Source organism: Streptomyces malaysiensis subsp. samsunensis (assembly GCF_024519315.1).
GTDB classification, from domain to species: Bacteria; Actinomycetota; Actinomycetes; order Streptomycetales; family Streptomycetaceae; genus Streptomyces; species Streptomyces malaysiensis.
The window spans coordinates 31,917-44,795 of record NZ_JANIIC010000032.1 but is presented as its reverse complement, the minus strand read 5'-3'; the positions used below and the strand labels follow the sequence as shown (position 1 = coordinate 44,795).

The following is a 12,879-nucleotide window of genomic DNA, read 5'->3' as shown; positions in this document are numbered from 1 at the left end:
GCCTCATCCACCGCCCTCCCCTGGCGGCACGCCCGGGGGCAAGGCGGGCGCCGTGTCGGAGGCGGTCGCGCCGTGCGGGCCCGGGAGTGCGCGCAGGGCGTTCTCCTGGCTGTAGGAGCGCAGATAGACGACCACCGTATTGGCGACCGCCACCAGCGGAACGGCCACCACCGCGCCCCCGATGCCGCCGATCAGCGAACCGGCCGCGACCGAGAGCACCACGGCCAGCGGATGGACCCGCACCGCCCGGCCGAGGATGAAGGGCTGGAGCACATGGCCCTCGATCTGCTGTACGGCCAGCACCACGATCAGCACCATCGCCCCTGTGAACACGCCCTGGGTGACCAGCGCCACGACCACCGCGAGCGCACCGGAGACCACCGCACCCACCAGCGGGATGAAGGCGAAGAGGAAGATGAAGACGGCGAGTGGCACGGCCATCGGGACATCGAGGAAGAACAGGCCCACACCGATGAAGATCGCGTCGATCAGCGCCACGATCACCGTGCCGCGCACATAGGCGGTCAGCGTGGCCCAGGCCCGCGGGCCCGCGCCCGCCACGCCCTCACGGGCCGGGGCGGGGACCAGCTTGAGGGTCCAGTTCCAGATCTTCGGGCCGTCGTACAGCAGGAAGAGCGTGGAGAACATCGTCAGCAGAATGCCGGTCAGCATCTCGACGACGACCGTGACGCCCTCCAGCCCCGCCGAGGTGATCTGCTCGGTGTTGGCGCCGACCGCGTCGCGCAGACTCTTGGCGATGTGGTTGATCTGCTTCTCGGTCACATGGAACGGGCTGTGCAGCAGCCAGCGGCGCAGATCGTCGATACCGGCCTGGACCTCGCCCGAGACCTCGTCGATGTTCTCCATGACCTGCCAGACCACGAACCACACGACCAGGCCCATGATGACGAAGCCGGAGATGAAGGTGATCGCGGTGGCCAGCCCGCGGGGCACACCGCGCCGCCGCAGCCGGGTCACGGTGGGCTCCAGCAGCGCGGTGATGAGCAGCGCGACGGTGAAGGACAGCACCACCAGCTCGACGGAGCTGATGACCCTCATGAGCACCCACACCGTGCCGCCGAGCACCAGCAGCCGCCAGGCCGCCTCGGCGGCCACACGGACGCCCCAGGGCACGGCGGACACCGGATCGGGTCGGGCGGAGACGGCGGGGGCGTAGGCGGGCGGGGCGGGCACGCTGGACGGCTCCGGCCGGGCTGCCTCGCCCTCCCCCGCGGCGCCCGCGGGACTCTCCGCGCGTTCGTGGCCCTTGGCGCCCTCCGGGCCCTCAGCGCCCTCCGCGCCGCCCCGCGCGGGACCCGCGCCGTGGTCCTGGCCCGCTCCGGGGCCGGGCGCCCCGCCGGACGGATGTATCCCCCGCGGACGTTCCTCTGATGGTTCGGGCCCCGGTGGGGTCCGTGGGGCGGTGTCGCCGTCGCCGTCGCGCCCCCGCATCTCGGCCTCTTGGGATTCGAGCCGATGGGCGAGCCGGGTAAGTCCGGTTCCCAGCCTGCCGACCCACTGCGGCAATTTGGACATTTCTCGTTTCCTACCCCCAGTTTCCCCCTCGGCCGTCAAAGAGACGTTACCTGCCGGGGAAGCACGAAACCCCCGACCTGAGCCGGGGGTTTCGTGAAGCCGAGCATGGTCCGCCGCCGGTGCGAGCCCGGCGGAACCGGCTCAGTAGTGGCCGTTGGCCTGCCAGAACGACCACGCATCGCACGGGCTGCCGTAGCGCTCGTTCATGTAGTTCAGGCCCCACTTGATCTGTGTGGCCGGGTTGGTCTGCCAGTCGGCGCCCGCCGAGGCCATCTTGCCGGCCGGCAGCGCCTGCACCAGACCGTAGGCCCCCGACGAGGGGTTGGTGGCCTTGTAGTTCCAGGTGGACTCGTGGTCCACGATGTTGCTGAAGCACTGGAACTGGCCACTCGGCACGATCTGCCGCGCCATCGCCTGGACCTCGGCGATGGTGTACGAAGCCTGCTGGGGGAAGCTGGAGGAGTCACGCGTGGCCGAACGGCTCGCGATCTCCTTCTCCTTCTTCGCCTCCCGCTCCTTGGCCAGCTTCTCGGCGGCTGCCTTGTCCGCGGCGGCCTTCTTGGCCTTCGCGTCCTTGGCCGCCTGCTTGCGGGCTGACTCCTCGGCGGACTTGCGCGCCTCCGCGTCGGCCGCGGTGGACTGAACGTCCGCCTGCTGCGTCAGGGATGCGGTCTGCGCCACGGCCTGCTGTCCAGCAGGTATGTCCGCAAGGAGCGTCGAGTCGGCGGCGGTCGCCTCGATCGGGTCGGACGAGCCCTGCTGCTGTCCGCCCGCGGCGACACCGACGACGGCGCCCACAGTGGTGACCGCGGTGGCCGAAGCCACTGCGAATCCCCGGACCGAAATCCGGCTCACACGGTTTCCTTCCAGCGTCGCCCGCTTAGGTGACCTCGCGAGCGCAATCGTGCCCCTGACGCTGGCCTCCCCTTGTTCCGTCCCCGGTGGTGCTCATGGGGCCGACTGGTCACGGGAGGCACGGGCCCGGTGAGGATCTCCCGCGGGAGATCCTCGAGGTGCTCGGGCGGCATACGGCGAACTCTGTTCAATTCTGGTGGTGCTGTGACTCGGTACCGCTGGGGGTACTGGTGTGCCGTATGCGGGGCCTGACAGGAACCACACCCTGCCGGACGCGGAGCCCTGGAGGCAATTCCCCGCCAGGTGTGAAAGCTCACATCTTGTTTACGCCCTAGGATTTCTGGAAATCCCCGCGCACCAAGACGCCGCGCGGCTAAGCTCGTTGGCCTTTCCGCACGGCGCCTGTGGCCGCAAACCGCTCAACCGGCTCAGATGTGGCCGTCCTCCAGCATTTCGGTCACCAGCGCCGCGATCGGCGAACGCTCGGAGCGGGTCAGGGTGACATGCGCGAACAGCGGATGCCCCTTCAGCTTCTCCACGACCGCCACCACCCCGTCGTACCGTCCGACGCGGAGGTTGTCCCGCTGCGCCACATCATGGGTGAGCACCACCCGGGAGTTGGCGCCGATCCGGGACAGCACCGTCAGCAGCACATTCCGTTCCAGCGACTGGGCCTCGTCGACGATGACGAAGGCGTCATGGAGCGAGCGGCCGCGGATATGCGTCAGCGGCAGCACCTCCAGCATTCCGCGCCCCACGACCTCCTCGATCACCTCGGCGCTGGTCACCGCGGACAGCGTGTCGAAGACCGCCTGCGCCCAGGGGCTCATCTTCTCGGCCTCGGTGCCGGGCAGATAGCCCAGCTCCTGGCCACCCACCGCGTACAGCGGGCGGAAGATCATCACCTTGCGGTGCTGACGCCGCTCCAGCACGGCCTCGAGACCGGCGCACAGCGCCAGCGCCGACTTGCCCGTACCGGCCCGGCCGCCCATCGAGATGATGCCGACCTCCGGGTCGAGCAGCAGGTCCAGCGCGATGCGCTGCTCCGCGCTGCGTCCGTGGATGCCGAACGCCTCCCGGTCGCCGCGCACCAGCCGCACCTGCCCGTCCGGGGTGACCCGGCCCAGGGCGTTGCCACGCTCGGACTGGAGCACCAGGCCCGTGTGCACGGGCAGTCCGGCGGCCTCGGGGACGAACGCGGTCTCGGCGGCGAACAGATCGTCCACCTGCTCGGCCGAGACGGCGAGCTCGGCCATCCCGGTCCAGCCCGAGTCGGTTATCGCCAGCTCCGCGCGGTACTCCTCGGCGAGCAGCCCCACCGAGGACGCCTTGATGCGCAGCGGCAGATCCTTCGATACGACGGTGACGTCATACCCCTCGGCCTGGAGGTTTCTGGCGACCGCGAGGATCCGCGAGTCGTTGTCCCCCACCCTGCCGCCGTGGTTCAGGAAGGCGGCCGGGAGAATGCCCGGGTCGGAGTGGTTGAGCTCGACGCGCAGAGTGCCGCCCAGATCGCCGATCGGGATCGGAGCGTCCAGACGGCCGTACCGGATGCGGTACTCGTCCAGCAGGCGGAGCGCCTGCCGTGCGAAGTACCCGAGCTCCGGGTGGTGCCGCTTGGCCTCCAGCTCCGTGACCACCACGACCGGCAGCACGACTTCGTGCTCGTCGAAGCGGGCCATGGCGTTGGGGTCGGCCAGCAGGACGCTGGTGTCGAGGACATAGGTGCGCCGGTCGTGCTCGCGGCGTTTCTTGCTGGTCACCACGGGTGGACGAACCCCCTCGGGAGAGGTTGGGGTGCGACGGCGTCGCGGGAGTGAGGTATTCCCCGCCGCAGACGGGGAACGGACCGGGCTCAGGCCCCACGGGGAGGGCCGAGCGCCGGCCCTCCGCGTCATACGCACGATCCGCACAGTCGTCCGTGTGCAAAGGGCCTCCCGGGCGAACGGCCCGATGCCGTCCGCTGGCAGTTCGACACCCAACTGGACAGGTGGAACAGGGCGTCGACCTGGAAGGGATATTCCCTCGAACGTGCGGGGGCATGCAACGGCATATGACGGCACGGATATGAACGTTGTGAAACGGGCGTGTCACACGGCCGCGGGGCCGGACGCCGGTCGGCGTCCGGCCCCGCGCCGGTGAACTCCTGTGCTACAGACGGGAACTAGTTGCCGTACCTGCGGTGACGGGCGGCGTAGTCGCGCAGCGCGCGGAGGAAGTCGACCTTGCGGAAGGCGGGCCAGAAAACTTCACAGAAGTAGTACTCCGAATGGGCACTCTGCCACAGCATGAAGCCGGAGAGCCGCTGCTCGCCGCTGGTGCGGATCACCAGGTCCGGATCGGGCTGGCCACGGGTGTACAGGTGTTCGGAGATGAGGTCGATGTCGACGACCTCGGCGAGCTCCTCGAAGGAGGTGCCCTTGGTGGCGTGGTCCAGCAGCAGCGACCGCACCGCGTCGGCGATCTCCTGCCGTCCGCCGTAGCCGACGGCCACGTTGACCAGTATTCCGTCGATGTGCTCGGTGTCCCGCTCGGCCTCCTTGAGGACCGTCTGGGTCCGGGAGGGCAGCAGATCGCGGTTGCCGACGTGGTGCACCCGCCAGCGGCCGTCCGCGGCCAGATGGCGCACCGCGCCCTCGACGATGCTCAGGAGCGGTACCAGCTCCTCCTCGGGGCGGTCCAGGTTGTCGGTGGAGAGCAGCCAGAGCGTGACGACCTCGACGTCCGTCTCGCTGCACCAGCCGAGCAGCTCCTGGATCTTGCTGGCGCCGGCCTTGTGCCCCTGCTCGGTGGTGCCCCCGGCGGCACGGGCCCAGCGGCGGTTGCCGTCGAGGATGACGCCGATGTGCTTGGGCACCTGGGCGTGGTCGAGGCGGCCTTCCACCCGGCGTGCGTAGAGCCTGTACACCAGGTCGCGCAACTTCACGTCTTCCAGCCCCTCAGTGCTTCACATGGCTCGCCATGGCAGTCCGCCCCAAGGCCGACACCCTACTGCGGGGCAGAGGGGCTGGCGAACCGGGACGGCCGGATGAACGCTTTCCGTCACGCTTCGTAGCCGACTGTGCGGGATACGTGCCGCCCCTTTGGGCCCCAGAAGCCCGAAATAGAGCGGGCCGGTCCGTGGGGGGGAGTACGGACCGGCCCGAGGGGGGGTTTCCACCATAACGCTTTGTGAGGGGATGTCCATGCATCTCGGCGGGGTCGGCCGTCCGCGCGCCGGTGTCATCCGGCCCCGAGCGCCCCCAGCACCAGTCCGGCGCCCGCCCCGAGGATCATGAACGGCCCGAACGCCATCGCGGTACGGCGCCCGGCGCGCCGGGTCAGCACCAGGGCCACGGCGCAGCAGCAGCCGAGCAGCACCCCGGCGAAGGCGCCCACGAAGAGCACGTCCCAGCCGTACCAGCCGAGGGCGACCCCGAGCGTCAGCGCCAGCTTGACGTCACCGAACCCCATCCCGCTCGGGCTGATCAGGAACAGCACCAGATACGCCCCGCCCAGCACCGCGCCGCCCAGCAGCGCCCGCGGCCAGGACCCGGCGCTGTGCGGCAGCAGCGCGGCCGCGCCGAGCAGCGCCGCGACCCCGCCCGCCATGGGCAGGGTGAGGACGTCCGGCAGCCGGTTGACCGCCAGGTCCACGGCCGTGAGCAGCGCCCCCAGCGGCACCAGCAGCAGCCACACCGCAAGCTCCGGGCGCGCGCCGACGGCCGCCGCCAGGCCCGCGCACACCAGCGCGGTGAGCGCCGCGGCGGGCACCGGGCCGGTCCCGTAGTCCCGCTCGCCGTCCCGGCAGCCGGAGCAGCGGGCGGGGCCCAGCCAGCCGCCCGCCGGACCGGTGAGCGCGTGCCCGCGCGGGCAGGCGCCGCGCCAGGGCTCCTCCGGCTCGACGGCCAGCCGGTACAGCGGGCGCGGTACGAGCAGCCCGGCGGCCGCGCCGTACGCGGCGGCGAGCACGATCAGCAGCGGTTGCACGGGCCGAGCCTACGGAAGCGCCCGGCCGGTGGAACACTGCCCGGGGCGGGCGGACGGCGCGCGGAGGGCCGAAGGAGGCGGGTCATGGGCCGCTGGCGGGACGGTACGGGGACGCTGCGCGTGGTGGGCGGCACCGACGGTGCGGACGGCGGCCGGGACGGCGGCTCGAACGGCGCGAAGGAGGACCCTGGGGGCGTGGAAGGCACCGCGGGGCGTGCGGAGGGCATTCCGCTCACCATCGCCGCCTCCTACCGCGCCCGCGCCCGCGGGCTGCTCGGCCGGGACGGCCTGACCGGCGCGCTCCTGCTCACCCCGGCGAGCGGGGTGCACACCTTCCGGATGCGGTTCGCCATCGACGTCGCCTATCTGGACCGGCGGCTCACCGTCCTGGCCGTCCACACCCTGCGCCCCGGCCGGCTCGGCCGCCCCCGGCTGCGCTCCCGCCATGTGCTGGAGGCGGAGGCGGGCGCGTTGGAGCGCTGGGGCGTACGGCGGGGCGTACGCATCGTGATCGCCCCCACCCCTTCAACGCCGCCCCCGCCTTCTGTACGCTGACTTCTCGGTGTCATGGTTGGGACACCCTCGATCGCGGTCGAGGTAATCGAGGTAGAGGTAATAGGGGTAGGGGTGGCACGGTGACGACCACGGGCAAGATTCTGCGTTTCGACGAGTTCCGCGGCTACGGCTTCATCGCTCCGGACGACGGTGGCGAGGATGTCTTCATGCACGCCAATGACCTGCTGGACGAGAAGCACCTCTTCCAGCCCGGGTCCAAGGTGCGGTTCGTTCCCGAGTACGGCGACAAGGGGCCCAAGGCATCCGAGGTCCGCATCGTGGAGCGTGCCGCGCCGGTGCCGATCGTACGGCCCTCCGCGGGGCCGGACGGCGACGACACCATGTGCGATGTGCTGTCGGTCGCCGAGTTCCGGCAGGAGCTCACCGAGGCGCTGGTCGAGGTGGGCGGCAGTCTGACCGCCGACCAGATCAAGCAGGTGCGCAGGCGGGTCATCGAGATCGCCCAGGCGCACAACTGGATCGAATCCTGATGCCGGGCCGCGGCGCGGCCTGACAGCGGGTCGAGGGGCCGCCGCCGCGACGAGCTGTCGCGGCGGCGGCCCCTCGGCTTCGGGTGCCCCTCGGCTTCGGGTGCCTCTCGGCATCCGGTGAGCCTCAGCTCCCGGTGACCCTCAGCATCAGCCACATCGCCGCCGTCGCGGCCACCACGGTCGCCGGTGCGGTCAGCAGTCCCAGACGGGTGAACACGCCCAGGTCGGAGCCGGTGCCCGGTTCATGGTGGTGCACTACGCGCCGCCACAGCAGGGTGGCCAGGGAGCCGACGTAGGTGAGGTTGGGCCCCAGATTGACGCCGATCAGCACGGCGAGGACGGGCCCGGGGCCGCCCCCGGAGGCGATCGGCAGCAGCGCCAGCACCGCGGGCAGGTTGTTGATCAGGTTGGCCAGCACCGCCGAGACCGCCGCGATCCCCAGCAGCGCCGGAAGGCTCGCCCCACTGGGCAGCACATGGCCCAGCGCCTCCTGGAGACCGCCCGCCAGCACGGCCTGGACCACCACCCCGAGCGCCAGCACGAACAGGCAGAACAGCGGCCCGATCGCGCCGACGGCCCCCCTTACGGTCGTCCTGCGGTGCCATAGCGCCCTTACGGTCAGCACGAGGGCGCCCGCCCAGGCCGCCCACTGGGGCTCGAGGCCCGCCAGCGAGGTCCCGACGAACCCGGCGAGGGTCAGCAGCAGCACGGTCAGCGCGAAGACCGGCACCTTGGGCCAGTCGGCGGGCGGCGGCTCGGTGGTCCCGGCGGCCAGGTCGTCGGCGAAGAAGCGGCGGAAGACCAGGTACTCGATGCCGATGGTCAGCAGCCAGGCGGGCCCCATCAGCACGGCGAACCGGGTGAAGGAGATCCCGCCGGCCTCGAGGGCGAGCAGATTGGTGAGGTTGGAGACCGGGAGGAGCAGGGACGCCGAGTTCGACAGATGGGCGCAGGCGTACACATGCGGCCGGGACCGCGCCCCGAGCCTGGCCGCCGTGGCGAACACCACGGGCGTGAGCAGCACCACGGTGGCGTCCAGGCTGAGCACGGCGGTGACGGCGGCCGCGACGGCGAACACCCCGCCCAGGAGCCGGTCCGTACGCCCCGCGCAGGCCCGCGCCACGGCCTGCCCCGCCGCCTCGAAGAGCCCCTCGTCCGCGCACATCCGGGCCAGCAGCAGCACGGCGGCCAGAAAGCCCACGACGGGCAGCAGGTCCCGGGTCTCCGCCCAGGCCCGTGCGGGCGAGACCGCCCCGAGGGCGACCACGATCCCGGCGGCGGGCACGGCCGCGATCGCCTCCGGCAGGCCACGGGGGCGCACGACCGCGAAGGCCAGGACGCCGAGGAGCAGGGCGATGGCGAGGGTCTCGGCGACGGCGGTACTCAGAACGGGCTCCGGCGAAGGGGGCGATCAACACACCCATGATGCGGTATCGGGCACCCCGGCCCCGCCCGGCCGGTTCGCCTGCGGCGGGCTGTTCGCCTGCGGCGGGCTGTTCCCCTCCCCGCCCCTTCCCGATACTGGGGCTCCGCCCCAGACCCCGCTCCTCAATCGCCGGAGGGGCTGGAAGGTGGCGCTGCGCCCCAGACCCCCGGGGGCCGGGGGCCGGAGGGCCGGAGGGCCGGGGGGCCGGAGGGTCCAGACCGCCGAGTCCAGGGGGCAAGGGGTCCAGACCCCGGGGTCCAGGGGGCAAGGGGTCCCGGCCCCGGGGGCCGGGGCGGAGCCCCGCCACGCGGCGGAGCCGCATACCGATACCGCGGGAAGGGGCGAAGCCCCGCTTTCCAGCCTCTCCGGCGTTAGCGGGGTCCAGGGCCAAGCCCCGCTTTCCAGCCCCTCCGGCATTAGCGGGGTCCGGGGCCGAGCCTCGCTTTCCAGCCCCTCCGGCGTTTGAGGAGCGGGGTCCAGGGCCAAGCCCCGCTTTCCAGCCCCTCCGGCGTTTGAGGAGCGGGGTCCGGGGCGGAGCCCCGGTCCGGGGTCTGGGGCGGAGCCCCGGTTGCGGGAAGGGGCGGGGAGGGGAAAGCCTCGATATGCGGCTCCGCCCCGTAGGTCAGCCGGGCGTCAGCCGGTTCTGGGGAAGCTGACCTCCACCCGGCGGTTGCGCTTGCGCCCCTCCTCGGTCGCGTTGTCCGCGATCGGGTACTGCTCGCCGTAGCCCCGGATCTCGTAGTTCACCGAGGGGTCGAGATCCTCGGCGAGCGCCTGCTGCACCGCGTTGGCCCGCTGCTTCGACAGCACGATCCCATGGCCCGCGGAGCCCAGGTCGTCGGTGAAGCCGAAGACGCGGACGCTCTTCGCGTCCTGCCGCTCGACCTCGGAGGCGATCTCCTTGATCCGGGACCGCGCCGCGCCGCCCAGCTTGGCGCTGTCCTTGCCGAAGAGCACCTCGGCCTGGAGGGCGAACTTCACCTTGGCGTTGGTGTCCTCCCGCCGCTCGTCGCCGTCGTCCGTCTCGACCACGGACTTGATGTCCAGGACCCGGCCGGGCGCCAGCTTGGCGCCCTCGGGCATCCGCAGATCGGAGTCCTTGGCGTCGATCTTCATCGGCGGGGTGGTGTCGGCGGGCGCGCCGGGGCCGCTGTCCGCGTGGGCGGGCGGCGCCGGGGCCGTGAGGGTGACCAGGAGCACGGTGGAGGCCAGCGCGGCGAGCACGGGGCCGCGGCGCGCGGGGCGGGCCGTCGTCTGCGGTGTCATGGCGCGGCTCATCCGGAGAGGGTGATGCCGACGGACGGCATGGTCGGGATCTGGAAGTCGACCTCCGTGACGTTCTTCGGCGGGGCCGGGAACTGCGCGAACAGCGGACGGCTCTCATCGGGCTTGATCCCGGAGAGCCCGGTGGTGCACAGGCACTGGCCGTCGGTGTCCCGCAGGACGAGATAGCGCTTCTTGCCCTTCTCGTCGACGAGGGACGCTCCGGAGACGGACGAGAGGGACTTCACCTCGGTCTCCTTCGAGCGCCAGTCGATCGCGTTGAAGAGCCGGCTGCCGTGGTTGGTGACGGTGGCGTTGACGGTGACGAAGCCGCCGTCGTCGCGGACCGCGGAGTGCAGGGTGACGACGATCCCGCCGGGACCCTTCATCTCGCCGATGGTCTTGGAGGAGTCCGCCGCGGGCTGCTGTTCGTCGCCGTCGTCCTTGGCCGCGGTGGACGCCCGTCCCGCGCCGTCGTCGGGCGCCTTGTCGCCGTCGCCGTTGCCGCACCCGGCCACGGCGAGGGCCAGGGCCGCGGCGAGCGCCGTCGCGGCGGCCCCCCTCCGGGCCTTCGTCGTGTGCCGAATGCTCATCGCTCGCTGTCCTTTGCTCTTCGTTCGCTCGTCAGTCTGCCGTCAGTCGGCGAGGTGCACGGAGAAGAGGTCTTTGGCGTCGGGGAAGAGATCGAGCCGCGTCGGGTCGATGGTCAGGTCGATTCCGTCGCAGAGGAGGTCGATGGGCGGCTTGTCGTCCTTGTCGTCGTCCTTACCGCCGTCCCCGCCCTCGCCGTCGTCCTTACCGTCGCCGTCCTTGCCGCCGCCGCCGTCCTTGCCTCCGTCACCGCCCTTGCCGCCGTCACCGCCATCACCGCCGTCGCCGGGTCGCTCGCTCGGCGGGGCGGGCGGCTCGGCGGTGCAGCGCGGGGTGACGACCGCCTTGGCCGTCGCCTCCGCGTGCTTGCTCTCCGTACCGGGGATGACGGTCTTGCCCACGGGCTTGTGGGTCCTGACGGTGACGGTGAAGGACGTCGGCAGGAAGTCGGGCCCGCGGCAGTCGGTCACATCCGCGCCGTTCTGGTCGGCGAACCACTGCGCCTGATCACATGCGTTGGTGCCGCCCAGTCCCCGTCCGTCCAGCAGGTCGTCCCATGCGCTGCCGTTCGCGATCGCCTCCAGGAACCCCTTGCGCAGCTGGTCGCGGTAGTCCTGGGCGGCCGCGAGGGCCGCCGCGTCGGCGGCGGTCTGCCCGCCGTTGCGGGTGGCTCCGGCCTGGCCGACGGCGAAGAGGGCGAGCGCGAGGAAGAGCAGGCCCGCCACCGCCGTGATGTAGATCGGAAACGCCTGCCCCGCGTCGCTCCTGAGATCTCGGCGCGCTGTCACGGGACCGGTCAGATGCCGACGACCTGTGAGATCTTGTCGGAGATGGCGTTTGCGATCATGCTGCCGAAGTCCGTGGTCGACAGGACCAGCACGATGGCCACCACGACGGCGATGATGCCCAGGTATTCGATCGAGGTCTGCCCCCGATCGTTCCGCATGACGCGCTTCCCCATTGTGTTCCCCTCCATGGGCTGCCGTCCCTGTGTGGTCCGGCGACTCAACCCCCGTGGTGTCGCTCGCGACACGAGCAAAGTACGCCGAAACAGCCGTCTCGGAACAGTGCCCCAGGAAGCATTGCCTTCCCCGTTCACCACGTTCGAACCGTGGACGTGACGACCAACCGCGATCGCGCATCCGTCTCACCCCCTCCGGCAGCGAGGAGTTCTCCGCCGACGACTGTCCCATATTCAATTGCAACCGCGAAGGAGCTTCACCTAAAAGAGACCGTCAGTCCCCCGTCACCGAGCCGAAGTCGGTGCCGGAGCCGATGAAGAACCCGGCGACGAGCAGCACCATGGTTCCGGGCACCATGAAGGTCGTGATGACCATCGTCGCCTTCGGCACCGCGCGCGCCGCGCGCCGCCGGGCGTTCTGCGCATCCGTACGGCGCATGTCATTCGCAATGGCGATCAACGTCTCGACAATCGGAGCGCCCAGTTCCTCGCCCTGCTGAAGGGCGGTGACGAACTGCGCGACCTGTTCCGAGTCATTGCGTTTACGTAGCTCCTCGAACGCCTGACGGCGGCTGACACCCATGTCCATTTGCCGAAGTGTGATGCGAAGTTCATCCGCCCAGGGGCCCTCATACTTCTCCGCGACCCGGTCCAGGGCCTGACGGAAGCTCAACCCGGCGCTCACCACGACGGCCAGAACGTCCAGGAAGTCCGGAAGCGTCCGCTCGATCGCGTCCTTGCGCTCCCGCACCGCCGCCCAGATGCCCACCTCGATCCAGAACAGGCCGAACGCCACCAGCAACAGCGCCAGCAGCACCTGGCCCTTGATCAGCATCACCAGCGCCCCGCCGAAGCCGAGCGTCCCGTAGACCGCCCGCCGGGCCGCGTAGCGATCCACCGTCAGACCGCCCGGGTTGCCCGCCAGATCGATCCGGCGGCGCACCCTGGCCACCCGCTTGTCGCCCATCAGCCGCAGCACCAGCGGGGCGTAGCGCATGCCCAGCCGGTCCACGGCCGAGCCGACCACGGTCGTCCGGCTCGAGCCGACCTCGAGGGCCACCGCCAGATCGCTGGGCAGCTTGGCCTCGCTGCGGTACAGCGCGATGCCGTAGGCGATGCCCGCCACCGCGAGACCGGCCGCCAGCGCCAGCAGCAGTGCCATCTCCCTGTGTCCCCTTTTCCTGGGTTCCTGTTTTCTGGATTCGCCCGTACTCGCCCGTACTCGGTCGTGG

The 12,879-nt window shown here is 71.2% G+C and carries 13 protein-coding genes; 2 read left to right on the top strand and 11 right to left on the bottom strand.

Annotated features, from left to right (window positions below; genetic code table 11):
- Window positions 1–3: 3 nt before the first annotated feature.
- The 5 genes from NQU54_RS25705 to NQU54_RS25685 all read right to left on the bottom strand — a co-directional run bounded on the left by NQU54_RS25705 (window position 4) and on the right by NQU54_RS25685 (window position 6,360).
- Window positions 4–1,536: an AI-2E family transporter gene (locus tag NQU54_RS25705; protein ID WP_257633180.1), complete on the bottom strand. Its 1,533-nt coding sequence runs from the start codon at window positions 1,534–1,536 to the stop codon at window positions 4–6.
- A 141-nt stretch (window positions 1,537–1,677) separates the two neighbouring features.
- Complete coding sequence (locus tag NQU54_RS25700) at window positions 1,678–2,391, bottom strand: aggregation-promoting factor C-terminal-like domain-containing protein (protein ID WP_093707059.1); 714 nt, start codon at window positions 2,389–2,391, stop codon at window positions 1,678–1,680.
- A gap of 428 nt (window positions 2,392–2,819) precedes the next feature.
- Entirely contained in the window at window positions 2,820–4,157 is a 1,338-nt protein-coding gene (gene phoH2 / locus NQU54_RS25695) for an RNA 5'-3' helicase PhoH2 (protein WP_069864539.1), read from the bottom strand.
- A gap of 398 nt (window positions 4,158–4,555) precedes the next feature.
- Window positions 4,556–5,317, bottom strand: coding sequence for an isoprenyl transferase (locus tag NQU54_RS25690; RefSeq protein WP_069864541.1), 762 nt, complete (start codon window positions 5,315–5,317; stop codon window positions 4,556–4,558).
- 296 nt (window positions 5,318–5,613) lie between these two features.
- Entirely contained in the window at window positions 5,614–6,360 is a 747-nt protein-coding gene (locus NQU54_RS25685; protein ID WP_257633179.1) for a prepilin peptidase, read from the bottom strand.
- A gap of 84 nt (window positions 6,361–6,444) precedes the next feature.
- On the opposite strand from NQU54_RS25685, the gene NQU54_RS25680 reads away from it, so the two are divergent.
- Window positions 6,445–6,915 (top strand): DUF192 domain-containing protein, encoded by a 471-nt coding sequence (locus NQU54_RS25680; RefSeq protein ID WP_069864545.1) that lies wholly within the window; start codon window positions 6,445–6,447, stop codon window positions 6,913–6,915.
- A gap of 80 nt (window positions 6,916–6,995) precedes the next feature.
- The gene (locus NQU54_RS25675) at window positions 6,996–7,406 is read left to right on the top strand and encodes a cold shock domain-containing protein (RefSeq protein ID WP_257633178.1); all 411 of its coding nucleotides are present in this window, start codon (window positions 6,996–6,998) and stop codon (window positions 7,404–7,406) included.
- 124 nt (window positions 7,407–7,530) lie between these two features.
- Here NQU54_RS25675 and NQU54_RS25670 read toward each other — a convergent pair whose 3' ends face one another.
- The 6 genes from NQU54_RS25670 to NQU54_RS25645 form a co-directional block, all read right to left on the bottom strand.
- On the bottom strand, window positions 7,531–8,793 hold the full coding sequence (locus NQU54_RS25670; protein WP_257633235.1) for an SLC13 family permease: 1,263 nt from the start codon (window positions 8,791–8,793) through the stop codon (window positions 7,531–7,533).
- Window positions 8,794–9,465: 672 nt separating this feature from the next.
- On the bottom strand, window positions 9,466–10,098 hold the full coding sequence (locus NQU54_RS25665) for an OmpA family protein (RefSeq protein ID WP_069864549.1): 633 nt from the start codon (window positions 10,096–10,098) through the stop codon (window positions 9,466–9,468).
- Window positions 10,099–10,106: 8 nt separating this feature from the next.
- Window positions 10,107–10,688 carry a hypothetical protein gene (locus NQU54_RS25660; protein WP_257633177.1) on the bottom strand — a complete coding sequence of 194 codons (582 nt, stop codon included), beginning with the start codon at window positions 10,686–10,688 and terminating at the stop codon, window positions 10,107–10,109.
- Window positions 10,689–10,730: 42 nt separating this feature from the next.
- Complete coding sequence (locus tag NQU54_RS25655) at window positions 10,731–11,474, bottom strand: pilus assembly protein TadG-related protein (RefSeq protein ID WP_257633176.1); 744 nt, start codon at window positions 11,472–11,474, stop codon at window positions 10,731–10,733.
- An 8-nt stretch (window positions 11,475–11,482) separates the two neighbouring features.
- Window positions 11,483–11,632: a hypothetical protein gene (locus NQU54_RS25650; protein ID WP_162496074.1), complete on the bottom strand. Its 150-nt coding sequence runs from the start codon at window positions 11,630–11,632 to the stop codon at window positions 11,483–11,485.
- 289 nt (window positions 11,633–11,921) lie between these two features.
- A complete protein-coding gene (locus NQU54_RS25645) occupies window positions 11,922–12,809 on the bottom strand; it encodes a DUF5936 domain-containing protein (RefSeq protein ID WP_069864555.1) in 888 nt (295 codons plus the stop codon).
- Window positions 12,810–12,879: the final 70 nt, after the last annotated feature.

Coding starts and splice junctions, on each gene's coding strand:
- NQU54_RS25660 (WP_257633177.1), bottom strand. CDS start 10,688: ATGAGCATTCGGCACACGACGAAGGCCCGGAGGGGGGCCGCCGCGACG.
- NQU54_RS25650 (WP_162496074.1), bottom strand. CDS start 11,632: ATGCGGAACGATCGGGGGCAGACCTCGATCGAATACCTGGGCATCATC.
- NQU54_RS25680 (WP_069864545.1), top strand. CDS start 6,445: ATGGGCCGCTGGCGGGACGGTACGGGGACGCTGCGCGTGGTGGGCGGC.
- NQU54_RS25665 (WP_069864549.1), bottom strand. CDS start 10,098: ATGACACCGCAGACGACGGCCCGCCCCGCGCGCCGCGGCCCCGTGCTC.
- NQU54_RS25705 (WP_257633180.1), bottom strand. CDS start 1,536: ATGTCCAAATTGCCGCAGTGGGTCGGCAGGCTGGGAACCGGACTTACC.
- NQU54_RS25645 (WP_069864555.1), bottom strand. CDS start 12,809: ATGGCACTGCTGCTGGCGCTGGCGGCCGGTCTCGCGGTGGCGGGCATC.